13 protein-coding genes, 1 tRNA gene and 1 pseudogene are annotated in these 18,173 nt (G+C 56.1%); 8 read left to right on the top strand and 7 right to left on the bottom strand.

Going from position 1 to position 18,173, the window contains the following annotated elements; all coding sequences use genetic code 11:
• The first annotated feature begins 136 nt into the window (after positions 1-136).
• The 6 genes from EH31_RS03385 (at position 137) to EH31_RS03360 (ending at position 8,819) form a co-directional block, all read left to right on the top strand.
• The gene (locus tag EH31_RS03385) at positions 137-760 is read left to right on the top strand and encodes a DUF2062 domain-containing protein (protein ID WP_422110911.1); all 624 of its coding nucleotides are present in this window, start codon (positions 137-139) and stop codon (positions 758-760) included.
• Between the two features lie 103 nt (positions 761-863).
• Positions 864-3,461, top strand: coding sequence for a response regulator (locus tag EH31_RS03380; protein WP_422110910.1), 2,598 nt, complete (start codon positions 864-866; stop codon positions 3,459-3,461).
• 175 nt (positions 3,462-3,636) lie between these two features.
• Entirely contained in the window at positions 3,637-4,692 is a 1,056-nt protein-coding gene (gene recA, locus EH31_RS03375) for a recombinase RecA (RefSeq protein WP_034958075.1), read from the top strand.
• Positions 4,693-5,000: 308 nt separating this feature from the next.
• Entirely contained in the window at positions 5,001-7,661 is a 2,661-nt protein-coding gene (gene alaS / locus EH31_RS03370) for an alanine--tRNA ligase (protein WP_034958074.1), read from the top strand.
• Between the two features lie 95 nt (positions 7,662-7,756).
• Positions 7,757-8,275 (top strand): hypothetical protein, encoded by a 519-nt coding sequence (locus EH31_RS03365; protein ID WP_034958073.1) that lies wholly within the window; start codon positions 7,757-7,759, stop codon positions 8,273-8,275.
• Positions 8,253-8,819, top strand: coding sequence for a hypothetical protein (locus tag EH31_RS03360; RefSeq protein WP_152553439.1), 567 nt, complete (start codon positions 8,253-8,255; stop codon positions 8,817-8,819). Before EH31_RS03365 ends, EH31_RS03360 begins: the two co-directional genes overlap by 23 nt.
• Here the strand turns inward: EH31_RS03360 and EH31_RS03355 are convergent.
• From EH31_RS03355 to cpdR, 5 genes and pseudogenes are all read right to left on the bottom strand, one after another.
• Positions 8,820-10,585 (bottom strand): annotated as a pseudogene (locus EH31_RS03355) (cation:proton antiporter domain-containing protein).
• A 157-nt stretch (positions 10,586-10,742) separates the two neighbouring features.
• Entirely contained in the window at positions 10,743-11,963 is a 1,221-nt protein-coding gene (locus tag EH31_RS03350; RefSeq protein ID WP_034958071.1) for an NADP-dependent isocitrate dehydrogenase, read from the bottom strand.
• 161 nt (positions 11,964-12,124) lie between these two features.
• Complete coding sequence (locus EH31_RS03345) at positions 12,125-12,685, bottom strand: DUF924 family protein (protein WP_034958070.1); 561 nt, start codon at positions 12,683-12,685, stop codon at positions 12,125-12,127.
• A gap of 130 nt (positions 12,686-12,815) precedes the next feature.
• A tRNA-Val gene (locus EH31_RS03340) sits at positions 12,816-12,890 on the bottom strand.
• A 98-nt stretch (positions 12,891-12,988) separates the two neighbouring features.
• A complete protein-coding gene (cpdR, locus tag EH31_RS03335; protein ID WP_034958068.1) occupies positions 12,989-13,381 on the bottom strand; it encodes a cell cycle two-component system response regulator CpdR in 393 nt (130 codons plus the stop codon).
• 226 nt (positions 13,382-13,607) lie between these two features.
• Between cpdR and EH31_RS03330 the strand changes: the two genes are divergently transcribed.
• A complete protein-coding gene (locus tag EH31_RS03330) occupies positions 13,608-14,654 on the top strand; it encodes an N-formylglutamate amidohydrolase (RefSeq protein WP_081853192.1) in 1,047 nt (348 codons plus the stop codon).
• Positions 14,655-14,969: 315 nt separating this feature from the next.
• On the opposite strand, the gene EH31_RS03325 is transcribed toward EH31_RS03330, so the two are convergent.
• Both EH31_RS03325 and EH31_RS03320 read right to left on the bottom strand, forming a co-directional pair.
• Entirely contained in the window at positions 14,970-15,755 is a 786-nt protein-coding gene (locus EH31_RS03325) for a SapC family protein (RefSeq protein ID WP_034958066.1), read from the bottom strand.
• Positions 15,756-15,884: 129 nt separating this feature from the next.
• A complete protein-coding gene (locus tag EH31_RS03320; RefSeq protein ID WP_051698896.1) occupies positions 15,885-17,345 on the bottom strand; it encodes an FAD-binding oxidoreductase in 1,461 nt (486 codons plus the stop codon).
• 243 nt (positions 17,346-17,588) lie between these two features.
• On the opposite strand from EH31_RS03320, the gene EH31_RS03315 reads away from it, so the two are divergent.
• The gene (locus tag EH31_RS03315) at positions 17,589-18,134 is read left to right on the top strand and encodes a hypothetical protein (RefSeq protein WP_241765812.1); all 546 of its coding nucleotides are present in this window, start codon (positions 17,589-17,591) and stop codon (positions 18,132-18,134) included.
• Positions 18,135-18,173: the final 39 nt, after the last annotated feature.

The following is an 18,173-nucleotide window of genomic DNA, read 5'->3' as shown; positions in this document are numbered from 1 at the left end:
ATTTTGTCGCTATTCCAATTCACCCATTGGTCAGATGACCTGTGCTACCCATATGAATGACCATGGTGGAACACACTTCTCTTTTCAGCCATCGCTCTGCAGCGCTCTCGCGTGCTTGCGGAAGGCGGTTCTGTAAATGAGCGCGCATTCACCATCATCTCCTGGCTTCTTTCCCAATCCGTGGATTTGGATGAAGCATCGTCTTGGCCGCACCATGCCAAGCCGTGAGGAAATGGCTAAAAACAGATATTTGGCACCTATCGGTCACCGTTTTCTGAACCCGGAGCTGTGGCGCTTTACCCGCCGCTCGGTTCCCCGCGGTGTGGCCTTGGGTTTGTTCGCGGCGTTCATTATCCCTGTGGGTCAGATTTTTCTGGCGGCATTTCTGGCATGGCCAGCACGCGCCAATGTACCTTTGGCCGCGGCGGTAACCTTCGTCACAAACCCGTTCACCATTGCTTTTTGGGCAGTGGTTGCGAACCGCGTCGGCAATTTCATTTTGCGGATCGATTCAACCGCAACCGAAATGGTCCTGGCGCAGGCCGATAGCACTTGGTGGGTTTATATCGTCGATGCCTTTCAGGTTGCTGGCGTTACCGTCCTTGGCTTTCTTGTGTTGGCAGTTGTCACATCCTCCATCGGCTATCTCGCCGCCAGCGGTATCTGGCGCGTGATTGTTGCCCGCAAAATTGCACGCAAACGGGCAAAACGCCTCGATCTTGAGACGGCAAGCCTCGACCCGGGGCACGGCGCGAAGTAATAGTCTTTGCCAGATACGATAGACGCCGACCGCCAATGGTCAGTGTCTGCTTGTGATTATGGTAATTTAGAGCGCGAGCGGCAAAAGCGTGACCGGAGAAGGCGTGACTGGCACATCTGCACACATTGATGACAAGCCAACAACGGGTCCGGTAACGATTCCGGCAAATGGTACAATTGCCCAAAAAGATGTGAGCGGCATCCTTGCTGGAAATGTCCAGCATAACAATCCCGGCAAGCTTCTCACTATCATCGTCGGGCTCGCACTTTTGGTGAGTGCCGGGCTCATCTTTGCAGTCACTGCCAGCCCGGTCATGACAGGAGCCTATATCGGAGGTCTTCTCGTGCTGTTGCTGGGGGCGTTCGCCGCAGAACGGTTCACCAGCACGTCTCATCAAGCCGAGATCGCCACCCCGGATTGGTCCGTGACCGTCGCTGCGATTGAATCGGAGAACGATACCTTCCCTGTGGCGATCGCTATCACCGACAGGGCAAACAGGCTGGTTTGCGCTAACAAAGTGTTTCTTGGCGCCTTTGGTACAGAGGCCTCTCCGCCCATGCTGGATGCCGAGCGTCCTGCTCTAGAAGCGCTCAACCGTGCTTCGCGCAATGCTTGGCGCGATGGTGAGGCGGTGATCGAAGAATTTAGTGACAGCAAGCTGCGCACGTGGGCTGTTCAGGCAACGCGTGCAGGGCGAGGGGACGATCACCTCATATGGCGCTTTAGGCGCAAGATTGTCCTAACTGCCAGCGAGGCGCTTCAAGTTGATCTGTCCGGACCACTGAGCGGTATTTTAAGCCGTGCAGGGATTGAAGCTGTGATCACTGGTTCCGATGGTACCATTCGCAGCGTTGGCGCTGGTTTTGCGGAGAGGGCGGTTGGTGATCCGACCGCTACATTGGTTGGGCAAGAGCTCGTATCCTTCCTTCGCGCTGATGAACGTGAGCGCATCTTCTTTGCCCGCGAAGGGCGCAGCGGAACCCCTCAAACGCTGATTGATGTTCCATTATCGGAAGCCCCCCTTGCTGGCACCGCGCCATCACCAGAGCAGGGCACGACCCTGATGCTCCTGGTCGATAGCGGCGTTGGCGTTGGTAGCGGCTGGGATGGATCGGCACAGGCCGGCGTCGCTCAGCTAGAGGCGCTTCTTGCGCAATTGCCGCTGGGCCTTGCGATGACCGACCGCGATGGGCGGTTTCTGTTTGGCAATGAAGCCTTCCTTCGCTCAGTTGGCAGGGACGAGGGTGAATTGCCGGCTTTCCCGACCGACCTTGTGGTGCGCGAAGATAAAACACCGCTTTCCGATGCTGTGCGCCGCTATGGCCGGGGTCCTGCGTCGCGCGGCGATATGGCGGTGCGACTGTCCTCCCAACCCGATGAACCAGTGTCGCTTGGTCTTGCAGGTGTGCGCGGCCTTGGTGAAGCGGCCGTCCTGCTCAGCCTTGCGGACAGTTCGGAACAAACTCAGCTTAAACGCCAGGTCGCACAGGCCACAAAAATGCAAGCCGTGGGGCAATTGGCAGGCGGTGTGGCGCATGATTTCAACAACGTGCTCACCGCAATTATCGGGACGTGCGATCTGATGCTCTTGCGCCATACGCCGGGCGATAGCGACTATGACGACATCCAGCAGATCCGCGCCAACTCCAACCGCGCTGCGTCATTGACCCGCCAATTGCTCGCCTTCTCGCGCCAGCAAACCTTGCGGCCAGAGATCCTGCAACTGCCCGATGTGGTCAGCGAAGTGGGTCCCCTTATCAAGCGGCTGCTTGGCGAGAAAATCGACTATCATGTCCAGCATGACCGCAATCTTGGTCAAGTGCGCGCTGATCCTCAGCAGCTTGAGCAGGTGATTATGAACCTTGCCGTGAACGCGCGCGATGCAATCAACACGAACGGTGCACGTGGGCGTACACGCAAAGAAGATGGGAAGGGGCGCATTTCGCTGCTAACCCGCAGCGTGAAATCGCATGAAGTGGTAAAGCTTGGCTCAGAGATTTTGCCAGCGGCCGATTACACCGTCCTGATTGTTCAGGATAACGGTGGCGGGATTCCGGCTCAGGTTCTGCCTAAACTCTTCGAACCTTTCTTTACAACCAAGGAGCTGGGCAAGGGCACAGGGCTTGGCCTTTCGACCGTGTACGGGATCGTAAAGCAGACAGGCGGCTTTATCTTCGCCGATAATGTGATGGATTCGTCAAACCGTCCGATGGGCGCACGCTTTACGATATATCTGCCCGTTCACGCTGGCGAAGCGCCGCAGCGCCGTAAGGACTCAGCCCCCCAAAAATCCTCCAACTGGTCGGCAGGTGGACGGATACTGTTGGTGGAAGATGAGGATATGGTGCGCGCGGTTGCGGAAAGGGCGCTTGCACGCGCGGGCTATCAAATCACGGCCTGCGCTGATGGCGAAGAGGGGCTTGAGGCATTTCAGGAAGGCAGCGCGTTCGACATTGTCGTCAGCGATGTGGTCATGCCCGGTATGGATGGCCCCGCCATGGTCCGCGCCATTCGTGAGATAAACCCGCAAATCCCGGTTCTGTTCATGTCAGGCTACGCCGAAGAGGCGTTGCGCAAAGACATTGATGTCCCGCACATGCACTTCCTTCCCAAACCCTTTAGCGTTGCGGTGATCACAGACAAAGTCGCCATGGTGATGGCTGAAGCACAGGAAGCCAAGAGCGAGGCCAAGAGCGCCTAAAGCGACCTCCCAAAGGCCCCCTGCCACTGGCCCATAAGAAAAAAATTATGTTCCCCTCTTGTTCCATAAGAACAAATGCGATACATGCTTTCCAACAGGGGGCGGCAAAGGTGCTTTCCCAAAAGGCCGGTTAAAAGTTCGTAATCCGGCCTAGGCAAGCGAAGGAGTGCATGCGATGGCTACGCAACTGAAGCTCGTAGACAAGGAAAAAGACGTGGACCGTCAAAAAGCGCTGGACGCTGCTCTGCAACAAATTGATCGTGCCTTTGGTAAAGGCTCTGCGATGAAGCTCGGCTCGAAAGAGGCGATGCAGGTTGAATCGATTTCGACCGGCTCGCTTGGCCTCGACATCGCGCTTGGCATCGGCGGCCTTCCAAAGGGCCGCGTTGTCGAAGTGTATGGCCCGGAAAGCTCTGGTAAAACAACGCTTGCGCTGCACTGCATTGCAGAAGCGCAAAAGGCCGGCGGCACGGCGGCATTCGTTGATGCAGAACACGCGCTTGACCCTGTTTATGCCAAAAAACTTGGTGTGGACATTGATGAATTGATCATTTCTCAGCCTGATACAGGCGAGCAGGCGCTTGAGATTACCGATACATTGGTGCGCTCGAATGCGGTTGATATCTTGGTAGTCGATTCGGTTGCGGCTCTGGTGCCGCGCGCAGAAATCGAAGGTGAGATGGGCGATAGCCACGTTGGCCTTCAGGCGCGTCTGATGTCACAGTCGCTGCGCAAGCTCACCGGCTCGATCAACCGTTCCAAGTGCATGGTTATCTTTATCAACCAATTGCGCATGAAAATTGGCGTGATGTACGGTAACCCAGAGACAACGACGGGCGGTAATGCGCTCAAGTTCTACGCCTCGGTTCGCCTTGATATTCGCCGCACCGGTCAGATCAAGGACCGCGATGAAGTGATCGGCAACTCGACCCGCGTTAAAGTGGTGAAGAACAAAGTTGCCCCGCCCTTCAAACAGGTCGAATTTGACATCATGTACGGAGAGGGCATCTCCAAAATCGGTGAGATTCTCGATCTTGGGGTAAAAGCTGGTATCGTTGAAAAGTCGGGAAGCTGGTATTCCTATGACAGCGTGCGAATTGGCCAGGGACGCGAAAACTCCAAGCTTTACCTTAAGGAAAACCCTGAAGTTTGCGACAAATTGGAAGCCGCTATCCGCGGTAAAACTGATGAGGTCGCCGAGGAAATGATGACCGGTCCGGACGCGGACTGAGAGTTCATATCCTCAAGCGGGCGCTCCTGATGCCTCGGATTGGCTTGGAGCAGTACAAGAGCGAGACCTAGTGTGTCGCTGCCCGGAAACATGGAATACCGGCGCAGATCGCTTCCTCCTTTATTGGCGGAATTAGGGTTTGCGCCGGTCTTTCGTTGCTTGCCTATGGGGTCATGCAGCGCTTAAGGACCGTGCCATGCTGCAACATGGCTACGCTGATCGCAAATCACAGGTGAGCTTTCCCTTGTCGCTGCGGAGTGCATGGCTTACCTGCACGCCCAACAACATTCAGTGGTTCGGCTATAGGCATGACTTCAACAAACGATATCCGTCGCTCCTTTCTCGACTTCTTTGCAGGTGAAGGCCACCTTGCTGTGCCAAGTGCGCCGCTCGTTCCTTATAATGATCCCACGCTTATGTTCGTGAATGCGGGGATGGTGCCATTCAAGAACGTGTTTACGGGTTTGGAGACGCCTCCAGGACCACGTGCAACATCTTCACAAAAATGTGTGCGTGCTGGCGGTAAGCACAATGATCTCGACAATGTCGGCTATACCGCGCGCCACCACACCTTCTTTGAGATGCTCGGCAATTTCTCGTTTGGCGACTATTTCAAAGAGCAGGCAATTCAGCACGCTTGGACTCTTTTGACCCGCGAATGGGGCATTCCGGCCGAGAAACTGTTGGTCACGGTCTATCACACAGACGACGAAGCCTTCGATTTGTGGCGCAAGATTGCAGGCCTTCCCGAAGATCGCATCATCCGCATCGCAACCAATGACAATTTCTGGTCCATGGGCGAGACGGGACCATGCGGCCCGTGTTCAGAGATTTTCTACGATCACGGCGATCACATTCCGGGTGGCCCTCCGGGTAGCCCTGATGAAGACGGCGACCGCTTTATTGAAATCTGGAACCTCGTGTTCATGCAATTCGATCAAGCGGCCGACGGCATGCGAAAGGAATTGCCGCGCCCGTCGATTGACACCGGCATGGGCCTCGAACGGATCGCAGCCGTTATGCAAGGTGTTCACGACAATTACGACACCGACACATTCAAGGCTCTTATCGCTGCATCTGAAGGTTTGACTGGCGTTGCAGCCACTAGCGACACAACAGCATCCCACCGTGTCATCGCAGACCATTTGCGCTCTACCTCCTTCCTGATGGCGGATGGAGTGCTGCCGTCTAACGAAGGGCGCGGCTATGTCCTGCGCCGGATTATGCGCCGCGCTATGCGTCATGCGCATTTGCTGGGTGCGGGCGAGCCTTTGATGCACCGCCTTGTGCCTTCGCTCGTCACCGAAATGGGTCAGGCTTACCCTGAGCTGGGACGCGGACAGGCGTTGATTGAGGAGGTGCTTCTTCGCGAAGAAACACAGTTCCGCAGGACGCTCGATAAGGGCTTGAAACTCCTCGACGAGGAAACCGGCGATATGGGCGAGGGCGGTCGGCTTGATGGCGAGACCGCGTTCAAGCTCTACGACACGTACGGCTTTCCATATGACCTTACCGAAGATGCCCTGCGCGCACGCGGCATTTCGGTTGACCGGGAAGGCTTTGACGCGGCAATGACCCGCCAGAAAGAAGCAGCGCGCGCAGCGTGGAAGGGGTCAGGCGATGCGGCATCAGACGAAATCTGGTTCGACATTGCCGATCGCGAAGGGGCTAGCGAATTCACCGGCTACACGGCGACCTCGGGCGAGGGCAGTGTAGTTGCAATCGTCAAGGATGGCGCAGAAGTGCAAAGCGCATCGGCAGGCGATGAGGTGGTCATCCTGACCAACCAGACGCCTTTCTATGGTGAAAGCGGCGGTCAAACCGGTGATACCGGCACTATCAGCACGCCTGAAGGCCTGACCGCGCAAGTTACCGATACGAGCAAACCGTTGGGTCGCCTTCACGCGCACCACGCAAAGGTGAACTCAGGAGAGGTCAAAGTTGGTGACAATGTGCAGCTTGAAGTGGATATCACGCGCCGCAATCAGGTCCGCGCCAACCACTCTGCCACGCACCTTGTTCATGCCGCATTGCGCGGCCAACTGGGTGATCATGTCACGCAAAAAGGGTCACTGGTCGCCGATGATCGCCTGCGCTTTGATTTCTCGCATCCCAAGGCTCTTTCAGCGGAAGAAATCGCCTCAATCGAGGCCGAGGTGAACGCGGAAATTCTCGCCAATGAGGATGTCAGCACGAGGTTGATGAGCCCCGATGATGCGGTTGAGGCTGGCGCCTTGGCCCTGTTTGGCGAGAAGTATGGCGATGAAGTTCGGGTGCTATCGATGGGCCGCACGGGTGGTTCAGGTCGCAACTATTCAGTTGAACTGTGCGGCGGAACCCATGTGAAAGCGACCGGCGATATCGGCCTGTTTCGCATTATTTCTGAAAGCGCGGTTTCTTCTGGTGTGCGCCGGATTGAAGCGCTCACGGGTGAAGCAGCACGCAAATGGCTGGTCGCGCGCGAAGAAGCGCTGAAGTCTGCGGCCAGTGTGATTCGCGCAACCCCTGAGGAAGTGCCGGGTCGGATTACGGCCTTGATGGAGGAGCGAAAGCGCCTTGAGAAAGAGCTCGCCGAGGCCAAAAAAGCATTAGCGCTGGGCGGTGGTGGTGGAGCAGGGCTCGAGACCCCTGGTCCAGCAGACGAAGAGATCAGTGGCGTCGCCTTCAGCGGACAGGTCTTAGAAGGCCTTGATCCCAAAGAGCTGCGGCCATTGCTCGACGAGACCAAGCAGCGGCTTGGCTCCGGTGTCGCCGCAATCGTTGCGGTAAATGACGGCAAAGCAAGTATCGCAGCGGCAGTGACTGACGACCTTACCGACCGGTTTAGCGCGGTCGATCTGGTTCGCGCAGGCGTTGAGGCGCTTGGTGGTAAAGGTGGTGGCGGCCGCCCCGACATGGCGCAAGGAGGTGGTCCAGATGTCACAAAAGCGGCGGATGCAATAGCCGCCGTAAAAGCCGTTATTGCCTAGGCTCGGCTAAACAAAGCTCCGATATTTCAAGATTTTTCAACTTTTCTGTCCGACTTCTTTGAAATCGTTTCAATGCAAGTGAAGGATCGGGCCAGATGAAGACTAAGACGCGCAAGTATGCATCGGCATTTGTGGGGGCGTGTTGCTTTACTTTGGCAGGGCCCGTAGCGGCGCAAGATCCGATCTCCCCGCCACGTGTATTGGAAATACCTGATGAGGCGCCTGTAGTTGAGGCCCAACAGCGAGCTGAGCCTTTCACCATGTCTGTCCGCATTTTGGGACAGAACCGCGAATTGTGGGCAGGCGATCTTGCAATGTCGGCATCAAACCGGGCGCAGGTGCGTATCGATGTGCAGGACAGCGACATAGGATGCCCAGTAGAGAATGATCGCTTTGCTGAACGGCGCAATGCGGTCGAATTTCAGGTTCGCCGGGGGTATGGCCGGAATAGCGCGAGATACACCGTTGAAACCAATTGGACGCGGCCAACCGCATCGTGCGCAGAGCAAGGATCGCTCGCCACTGGCTTTGAGGTCCAGGTGGAACTGGACAAAGGCGAAACCCGCGTGATCGAAGGGGACGGGGGCCTTCGTGTCGAGCTTACGCGCCGATAAGAAGGTGCTGCAAAGCTTTCCTTTGCGGGGGCTTGCTTGTGCTCTGTTGATCGCAGTTCCCGCCTATGCAGGCGCGAACGCACAGCCTCCACGCGACCGTGATCAGCCCCGCGCCATACCCAATTACCACGTCCTGACCGATACGCCGCGGCGCGATACCGCGCAGCAAGACTTTGCGTTCTTCGTGTCGGTTAAGGGCGGTGGTCGCGTGCTTTGGTCCGGCGAGCTCTACCTTGCTGAATACAATGGCGCTCGCCTCGAAACCGATCTTCAAGACGTTAATCCCGCCTGCGGCTTTGACCAGCGGCGGATATCGTCTCGCAACAGCGCACTCGTTTTGACCCTCGCGCCGGTCGACCTTGTCGAGGGTTACCGGTTCCGATTGAAGGCATATTGGAAATACCGTTTGCCCGACTGCGAAGAGATGCGCAGCGAGATGGTGTGGCTCAATCTCCCTGTTGAAATCGCAGAAGGCGAGACCAAGACCTTTGCTGGAAGCTCAGATTTCGAGGTTGAACTGACTCGGCGCAAATGGCCCGAATAATCAGCTCTCGAGCCGAGAGGTACGCAGCTTCGGGCGCTCTTTAAGTCCGCCGTCAATCTCCAGCTTCTCGCGGAACTGGTCGCGCTTTTCATGGATGGAGGCGATAACTGGGCCCATGGGAACACCAATATCAACCAGCACCGCTTCGGATAGCTGCAGCGAGCTTTCAAGGTTTTCGGGTACGGCATGGCTTGCGCCTGCGCGGTAAAGCTGGGCTGCGTGATCGGTATCGCGGGCACGGGCGACGATCAAGAGGTCAGGGTACTCAGCGCGAAGCTTCGCAACCAACCTTTGCGCCAGAACAGGTTCGTCCATCGTGAGTACGACCGAAGGCGCAGTTTCTATGCCCAGCCTTGTGAGCGCATCCCCACGCACCGCATCACCAAAGGTCGCACGGTACCCTGCGCGTTTGACACCCGCAATCAGGTCGGGATCGGAATCTAGGATCACATAGGGCTGTTTATGCTCCGTTAGCATATCGGCAATCAGGCGTCCAACCCGCCCACCACCGATGATGATTGTGCGTGCCTCACCCTCATCATCTTCTGGAAGCTCTGGCGTTGCCTCAATCCGGCGAGCGATAACCCGGCCAAGCCGTGCAAGAAGCGGTGTCACCGTTAGCCCGATTGCGGTCACAATCTGCCAGAATTGGGCGGTTTCAGCATCAATGACCAAAGCGCTTGTCGCAGCAGCAAGCACGATCAGGCTGGTTTCTGTGACGGGCTCGCCATGAGGACGCCGGTTTCAGCAGCCGTGCTGCGGCGTGCGCCCATCATTTTCAAAAGAGTGCCTGTGACAATTGCTTTGAAAACCAGAACGCCGACCACTGCCGCGGCGATTTCGCCCACATTGGCCCATATCTCAAGGAGATTGACCGACATGCCGATGGTGATGAGAAAAATACCCAGCGCGAGGCCCTTGAAAGGCTCCATGATGGTTTCAACTTCGCTGTGATACTCGGTCTCGGCGATCAAGAGTCCGGCGATCAATGCACCAACGATCGGGGACAGGCCGGTTGCAGAAGTGGCAAGGCTGGCCCCGATGACCACCAACATAGTGGCGGCCAAAAAGAGCTCAGGACTTTTGGTGCGCGCTGCCTGACTGAACAGGCTCGGAAGCAGAAAACGGCCCGCCACCAGAAGGACCAGAATAACGAGCCCGCCGTAGATGAGCGTGTTTGTCATCCCCTCAACACCGCCTCCTGCGGCATTGGGGGCAAGCGCACCGAGGATGAAGATGATCGGGACGATCATGATATCTTCGAACAAAAGCATCGAGAGCGCGGCGCGTCCAACGGGGCTTTTTGTGCCCGATATTGGAAGCACGATCGCAGTGGAGGAAAAGGCGAGGGCAAAACCAAGGGCGAGCGCTGCGGTTGTGTCGAGGCCTGAATATTGGCCAAAGAAGGCCGCCGATATGCTGCCGATAATGAGCAGTTCTAGGCTACCAAGGCCAAACACCAGCTTTCGTAATTGCCACAGACGGTTGAAGGATAACTCCAACCCGATTGCAAACAGCAGCAGAATTATGCCGAAATCGGCAAAGGGGGTTAATCGTTCCGGTTCTGATATGGTGACATATTGCAGCCATGGAACTTCATTGACGAGCGCGCCAAGGCCAAAGGGCCCGACCGCCACTCCAATAAGGATGAAACCGATGATCGGCGTGATGCGAAACCGCGCGAACACAGGGATAACAATGCCCGCTGATCCAAGGATCACAAGGGCGTCTTGCATCACGGGAGAGAGAGTTAGTTCGCCTGCCATGATTTGTTCTGTGTTGTGTCCCTAATGTGCCGGCTTTTTCCACCCGCGTTGATGCGATCTTCGGCGTTGTGTGGAAGATTACTCTTGTTAAAACGACTAAGGGCGACTGCTTGTTCCAACCAGCCGCCCCCAGCAAATTCTGAATATGCTTGGTGGGTTAGGCCCAGCTTTTCATTTCTTGTTCGAGGTTCTGCACAATCGCTTCGAAGAACTGCTCAGTGGTGAGCCAGTTTTGCGATGGACCGATCAGAAGCGCCAAATCCTTGGTCATTTGACCTTTTTCGACCGTCTCAATGCAAACCCGCTCAAGCGTTTCAGCAAAGCGAACCACGTCAGGTGTGTCGTCGAACTTGCCGCGATACATCAGCCCGCGCGTCCACGCGAAGATCGAAGCGATCGGGTTGGTCGATGTCGCCTTGCCTTGCTCGTGCTGGCGGAAGTGGCGGGTGACGGTGCCGTGGGCGGCTTCTGCTTCGATGGTTTTGCCATCGGGCGTCATCAAAACGGAAGTCATAAGGCCCAGCGAGCCAAACCCTTGCGCAACGGTGTCAGACTGAACGTCGCCGTCATAGTTTTTACAAGCCCAAACAAACTTGCCCGACCATTTGAGCGCAGATGCGACCATGTCGTCGATCAAGCGGTGCTCATAAGTGATGCCGGCTTCTTTGAACTTATCCGCAAATTCGGCGTCGAACACTTCCTGGAACAGATCTTTGAAGCGCCCGTCATAGGCCTTCATGATGGTGTTCTTGGTCGAAAGATACACTGGCCAACCGCGGTCGAGGCCATAATTCATCGAAGCGCGCGCGAAATCGCGGATCGAATCGTCGAGGTTGTACATCGACATCGCAATGCCAGCGCTTGGGAAGTCGAAGACGTTGAGGTCAATCTCAGTTCCGTCATCGCCGTGATAGACCATGCGCAGTTTGCCTGGGCCTGGGATCAGCGTGTCCGTCGCGCGGTATTGGTCACCAAAAGCATGACGGCCAACCACGATCGGGTGGGTCCAGCCAGGCACCAGTCGCGGCACGTTATCGATCACGATAGGCTCACGGAAAACCACACCGCCAAGGATGTTGCGGATAGTGCCGTTTGGCGACTTCCACATTTTCTTGAGGTTGAATTCTTCAACGCGCGCTTCATCAGGGGTGATGGTTGCGCATTTAACGCCAACGCCGTGCTCTTTGATAGCATTGGCTGCGTCGATTGTGATCTGGTCGTCTGTCTCGTCACGTTTTTCGACAGAGAGATCGTAATACTTCAGATCAATATCGAGATATGGCAGGATCAGCCGCTCGCGGATCCACTGCCAGATGATTTTTGTCATCTCATCGCCATCGAGTTCGACAACGGGGTTCTTAACCTGAATTTTTTGCATGGGCGTACGCCTGTTCCTTCCGTCCAGGGGACAGTCATAAATTTGCTTTTGCGGATGTTGATCCCATCCCTGTGACGCGGCTTTAGCAGAGGAGTGGCGTTGCGCAAGAGAGGGCGCAGGTCAGGGGCTAAATCAGGCCATATTCCCTAGGCCAACTGGCATTAAAACCCGCTTCCAGGCTTTCTCAAATAGGCTTGTTCTTCGGGTGTCGATATGCGGCCCAAAACTTCATTCCTATGCGGGAAACGGCCAAACCGGGCAATCACGTTTCGGTGAGCCTTCGCATAGCGGGTAAACTCTGCATTACCCAGCGCCGCGATCAGCCCAACGGCTGTATTCTGGTCGGCCAAATCTTCGCTGTGCTCTAATGGGAGATAGGCAAAGATTCGCTGCTCTGGCGCCAAGTCGTCATCCCAGCCTTTGGCTACCATTGCGCGGGCAAGGGCGAGACCAAGCGGATCACTTGCAAAGCTAAGTGGGTTACCTCTGAACAAATTGCGCGAAAACTGGTCAAACAGGATGATTGCGGCCAACGCTTCTTTGAAAGAACCTAGAAAGTCTGCAGCATCTTTGTCGGAGTGATATTCATGCAATGCGCCAAAACGCTTTTCGATCTCAGCATCGACGGCTGCGTTCTTGGAAAACCAGTCCCTAGCCTCCAATTCCTCAAACCAAAAGTGGAGGACGTCTTCAACCCAGTCAGAATCTTGCGCGGCATTCATTTTTGCAAAGGTAGGGCACCGCCTCGCCAAACGCAAAAAGGGCTCTCAAACGCAAAGAGCGCCGCAACTGCGACGCCTTTTAAGCGGCGATCCAATTTGGACGTCCGATCGAGAGGCTCGTTTTGGATGATGGTGGGCGTACCAAGATTTGAACTTGGGACCCCTACGATGTCAACATAGTGCTCTACCCCTGAGCTATACGCCCGCACCATCATCAAACCCACAACCTACGGCTGCGAGAAGCGGCGAGTTAGCGAAGCTCTTGGCCAAGTGCAAGCGATTCGCGATGGCCGCGTGCAAGTTTTATTGACTGCGCGCTTCTTGCTGTTCTTCGAACACGCGTTCCACCTCAAGCACAAGGTCACGCAGATGGAATGGCTTTGACAGAACCTTTGCATGGGGTTGCTCGCGGCTTGCGCGCAAGGAAACTGCGGCAAAGCCGGTGATGAACATGACTTTTGTACGCGGGCTAACCTCGGCGCAGCGCTGGGCCAGTTCGATCCCGTCCATTTCAGGCATCACAATATCTGACAAAAGCAGATCAAAGCTCTCTTGCTCAAGCAGCGGCACAGCCTCTGTTCCGCGGTCGACGCTAACCACGTCAAAGCCAGCTTTGGTAAGAGCGCGCTCAAGATAAGCGCGCATGGCTTCTTCATCTTCGGCAAGAAGGATTCGCGGGTTTGGCGGTGTTGTCATGGGCATCGTGTTACAACCAATCGCTTAATAAATCTTATGCCTTTCACACGGGTGACCTGCTTTGAAACGGTCAATCGCGCGTTTTCGCATCCGAAGCGGATTAACCTTGTCCTATCATGTCGGATTGAACAGACGTTGTCGTACCTAAAATCATGCCAAAATGTGGAACAATACGGGTGATTCCGTCTTTGACTCGCAACAGCAAACCGGGCAGCACTGAGATAACATGTCTTCACTGACCCCTTCTCGGGCATCGTCTCAGTCAAAAATCGCTTCGCGCAGCCGGTCTAACGCTGTGCACAAGGACCTTGTGACCAGCAAGGGCGGCTCTGTCGCGGGCGTATCGCTGGGCGAGGGGGGGCATGCATTTGTCCATGTTGCCCCGCGTCATATGCCGCTTCCTGTACTCATCGCCGTGCCCCATGCTGGCCGGGTTTATCCGGCTGAAATAAATGCACAAATGCGCGATCCTGAACACAGCCAATTGCGGCTTGAAGATAGGCTTATCGACACTGTAGGGGTTGAGATTGCCCGGGCAACGGGAACGGGCCTTCTGGTCGCCCATGCACCGCGCGCGATGATTGATCTGAACAGGGCGGCCGATGATATCGACTGGGGCATGGTCACAAAGCCCAAGGGATTTAATAAGGACGCTTTGGTTGACACGCTGATTGGGGCTGGACGCCCGGTTGGTTCCGGCAATGCCCGATCTCGCAGTGGTTTGGGCCTTGTGCCCCGGCGATTGCCCGGTTTTGGGGAGATATGGCGCTCAAAAATTACTGTCGATGAGATGACGCGCAGGGTGGAGCAAATCCATCGCCCCTATCATGATTTTCTCGCGCGCGAACTTGTCCGCATCCGCGATGCCTGGGGGGCGGCCTTGTTGATCGACCTGCATTCCATGCCACCCTTGCGCAGGCGTGAAGGTGAAGGGCTGGCGGCAAAAATTGTGCTGGGCGACCGTTTCGGCGTTTCATGCGATAGCACGATTGCCAATCACGCTTTCAGATATCTTGAGCACCATGGTTGTGTAACGGCGCATAATCGACCCTATTCAGGGGGGTATGTGTTAGATCGCCATGCGAACCCTGCACGCGGGATCCACGCTATCCAGGTTGAAGTCTGTCGCACCACTTATCTTGATAGTGCCCTTTCCCAAACCGGCGAAAACGCTGGGGTTCTGGCGCAAATGCTTACAGGTTTGGTGCGCGTATTGGGTGCGGAAACCGCTGGCCTTGGGTCTGGCGGTCAGCTTCCCCAGGCCGCCGAGTAAGGCCTTCTCATCAAGCGAACCTTCTGTGAAACCCTTTCGTTGAAACACACTGGCTTCCTGACCCAAAACAAACCCGGATTTTCACACGGGCAGCAAAAAAATGCCACCTCGCGCGAAAGGGGGGAGCACGAGGTGGCCAAGTTCAGGGAGGATCACGCCAATGATGGCGCATTCCGGAGCGGCTCATGAGGGGGTCACCGCTCCAAAAACCCAAATAATAAAGGGGCGACCCGCTTTCAAGCTGCGGGCCGCCCCAATTACATCGATTATGGACGCAAAGCGCGTCCGCTAATCTTAAACTCGAAAGCCTTGAATTTAGGCTTTGTTCTCAGGCATAGGCAGCTTGCCTTGCGCGCTTTGACGCTCAAAAATGATCCGCATCAGGTTCATTGAGAACAGGTGCGCGTGGATCAGCATCAACATGCCGCTCTTGTTAAGTTCCTCAACTTTTTCAGCAGGAAGCTCACGCAGTTTCTCTTCGTTCACCATGCGGAAGCCGCGATAAACGAATGGCTTTTCAGGCATGTCATTGCGGGTGATCGCAATTTCGCCGTCCATCATCAGGTCAAGAGCGATGAGCTGTTCAAGAAACGCTTTAGTGCGCTGCCCCGATGTTTCAAAACGGCGGCAGAATTCGAGCACGTCGTTGGTGTATTGGGTTGGCTTGCGCTCATCACCATCGGCTTCGAACAAGGTGTTGCCTTCATTGTCTTTGCCAACGACGCCGGATTCTGGATCGAAGCAAAGCGACATTTCTTCGCTGCCCTGGTTCAGTTTGGCGAGGATGAAGGGATAGCGGCGGATATAGGCGGGGACATAAACGCCCGCTTCAAGCTTGCCGTTTTCCTCGATGAAAGTGTTCACACCCTCGTTAAGGCCCATAAGAGCAATCGGCAGCGGTGCATCGTTCGCGGTGAAAACGATTGGGTAGTGGCGCTGTGCATCGACAAACTCGTCAACCGTAAGCGGAATGGCGTGCGTGTCGGCCATGAAGGATGCATCATCAAAGCTGCTTACTGACCAGTCAGCGTGATCTTTGCTGTTGAGCGGGAGCAAGTCTTTGTAAAAAAGCGGTAGTTGCGGCTGCGGCGCGGTCGCCATGGATAGTCTCCTAGATCCCTTAAGTGAATGTTGTTTTTGGGCGGCGCGTGCCATCAGCAATGTCCCCGCGCAATAATTGTGGGGCGCTTTAGGCGTTCAGCGACCCAAGGGCAAGCACGCAACGCAACGCTATTCAACAGCCATTGGCACAAGCTTACCCGGATTGAGTAATCCTTGCGGGTCAAGCGCCTGTTTAACAGCGCGCATGATTGCCAAAGCAACCGGGTCGCCGAGGCGGCCAAGCTCGCCCACTTTCATCTGACCGATGCCGTGTTCGGCGCTGATCGAACCGCCCCATTGGGTCACCAGATCATATACCCGCGCGCTCACTTGCTTGCCTTGCCCTTCTTCCCATTCACCCGGCACTGCGCCTTTGGGGGCAAGGATATGGAAGTGCACATTGCCATCACCCAAATGGCCGAAGGCAACCGCCCGTGTGCCGGGAAATTCCTTTTCCACTGCAGGGGAAGCGGCCAAGATGAACTCTGGCATTTTTTCAACGGGAACAGAGATGTCATGCTGCATCGCGGGGCCCAGAGCGCGCTCTGCTGCTGAAATGGAATCGCGCAAGGTCCAGAAATCGTCCGCTTGCCGTTCGTTTGATGCAATCACCGCATCGCTTAAGAGTCCGTCTTCAGCAGCATCAGCGAGCGCGCCTTCCAGTTTTTCGCGCAACTCCGTATCATCGCCGTCCACCCCAACACATTCGATAAGGGCGTGCCATGCGTGACGCTCGTTCAGGGGCGATCTTGCAGCAGGAAGATGCGCCAGAACACTGTCGAGGCAATGATCGGGGACGACTTCAAACCCTTCCAAAGTATCGCCCAACGCGCGGTCCACCCGGCGCAGTAAAGCGCGCGCATCAAGGATCGACTTTAAGCCAACCCAAGCGGTCGCACGGGCTTTTGGTGCAGGGAGCAGTCGCAATGTTGCGCCTGTCACGATACCAAGCGTCCCTTCCGACCCGATAAGAAGCTGCTTTAAGTCAAACCCGCGATTGTCTTTTTTAAGCGCGGTGAGGGCATCGAACACGCTTCCATCGGCCAGCACGGCCTCCAGCCCCAAAACCTGAGCGCGCATGGTTCCATGGCGCAGTACCTGCGTACCGCCTGCGTTGGTGGAAATCAGTCCGCCTATCGTTGCCGATCCTTTCCCGCCAAGGGTGAGGGGAAAGCGCAGGCCAGCGTCTTCAGCCGCTTCGTGAAATGTTTGAAGGATGACGCCGGCATCGCACACGGCAAGGCCAGCGGTAGCGTCCAGTTCGCGAATAGTGTTCATCCGCCTTAGTGACAAAAGGATTGCCGAGCCGCTCGCATCAGGAGTGGCCCCACCGGCCATACCGCTGTTGCCGCCTTGGGGCACGATGGGCACGTTGAAGCGCGCGCAAAGTTTGACAAGAGCCGACACCTCCTGCGTCGAGGCAGGAGATGCAAGCCCGATCGCTTTGCCTGAATATCGCCCGCGCCAGTCGGTAAGCCACGGTTCCAAATCATCGGCAATCGCGGTCCAACCCTTGGGACCAAGCAAATCGGCGGCCAGTTCAGCAAAGTGGTTGGTGCCGGTTCCGATATCGGTTTCAAGCGCTGTCATTGTTGCGCCTATGCCACAATCCAGCTTGAATGCGCTAGCACTTTGGCGAGTTAAAGCGCTGGGTTAAGGCAGCGTTCAATCACTCATGCTAGCTCCGGTGTCTGTGTTGATGAAGGCCTTGGGTGGTGCCTGACTTGAATTCCCGTTTGGAGGGTCCGGAAGACTTTGATGTCTAGCCTTTACGCCTTGGCCGCGTCTGCAGCGTTGTTTTTGCCTTTCTTTGGGCAAACAAGCAACGCGCCCGTGACCTCTGCCCCTCAGTGTATGATGAGCGATCTGGGCAATTCCACCGAGGTCGAGCCCGTGCAGCACAGCGAACCGACAGAGCCCCAATTGCCATTGCCGCTTTCGTCCGAGGGACGTGCATACACTCCGCTTGAGGCATTCTATGCGTCTCGCACTGCCAATCAGGTGCGGATAGAGCGGCGCGTGACGATCCGCATAGCACCCTTTCGTCAAGGCAACCGCAACAGCCTGCTGGCCCAGCTCCCCCGGCGCGGTGTTACCCGCGCTTATGAAGAGCGCAAGATGGATGGCTGCATCCCTGTGGCTGGCATTGCTGGAGTTCAAACGGGGACGGGCAATCGCTTGCTTTTGTTCCTGCGTGATCAGCGCATAATCAGCCTCAATCTGGAGCGCGGGTGTGAGGCGCGTGACTTTTATTCCGGCTTTTATGTTGAGCGCAATGAAGATGGACGACTTTGCGTCAAACGCGATCAGCTCCAATCGCGCAGCGGTGCCAAATGCGAAGTCGAACGCATGCGCCATCTTGTCGCTGCTGACGAATAATCCAGAGCGCGCGGGCGTATTTGAAAGCGCTTTTCTCGG

This window comes from Erythrobacter longus, from assembly GCF_000715015.1.
GTDB lineage: Bacteria > Pseudomonadota > Alphaproteobacteria > Sphingomonadales > Sphingomonadaceae > Erythrobacter > Erythrobacter longus.
This window is presented reverse-complemented; position numbering and strand designations above follow the sequence as displayed.

What these genes read in the sequence shown, in the direction of transcription:
- cpdR (WP_034958068.1), bottom strand. Translation starts at nt 13,381, where the DNA reads ATGACAACACCGCCAAACCCGCGAATCCTTCTTGCCGAAGATGAAGAA.
- EH31_RS03385 (WP_422110911.1), top strand. Translation starts at nt 137, where the DNA reads ATGAGCGCGCATTCACCATCATCTCCTGGCTTCTTTCCCAATCCGTGG.
- alaS (WP_034958074.1), top strand. Translation starts at nt 5,001, where the DNA reads ATGACTTCAACAAACGATATCCGTCGCTCCTTTCTCGACTTCTTTGCA.
- EH31_RS03325 (WP_034958066.1), bottom strand. Translation starts at nt 15,755, where the DNA reads ATGGCGACCGCGCCGCAGCCGCAACTACCGCTTTTTTACAAAGACTTG.
- EH31_RS03365 (WP_034958073.1), top strand. Translation starts at nt 7,757, where the DNA reads ATGAAGACTAAGACGCGCAAGTATGCATCGGCATTTGTGGGGGCGTGT.
- EH31_RS03345 (WP_034958070.1), bottom strand. Translation starts at nt 12,685, where the DNA reads ATGAATGCCGCGCAAGATTCTGACTGGGTTGAAGACGTCCTCCACTTT.
- EH31_RS03350 (WP_034958071.1), bottom strand. Translation starts at nt 11,963, where the DNA reads ATGCAAAAAATTCAGGTTAAGAACCCCGTTGTCGAACTCGATGGCGAT.
- recA (WP_034958075.1), top strand. Translation starts at nt 3,637, where the DNA reads ATGGCTACGCAACTGAAGCTCGTAGACAAGGAAAAAGACGTGGACCGT.
- EH31_RS03320 (WP_051698896.1), bottom strand. Translation starts at nt 17,345, where the DNA reads ATGACAGCGCTTGAAACCGATATCGGAACCGGCACCAACCACTTTGCT.
- EH31_RS03330 (WP_081853192.1), top strand. Translation starts at nt 13,608, where the DNA reads ATGTCTTCACTGACCCCTTCTCGGGCATCGTCTCAGTCAAAAATCGCT.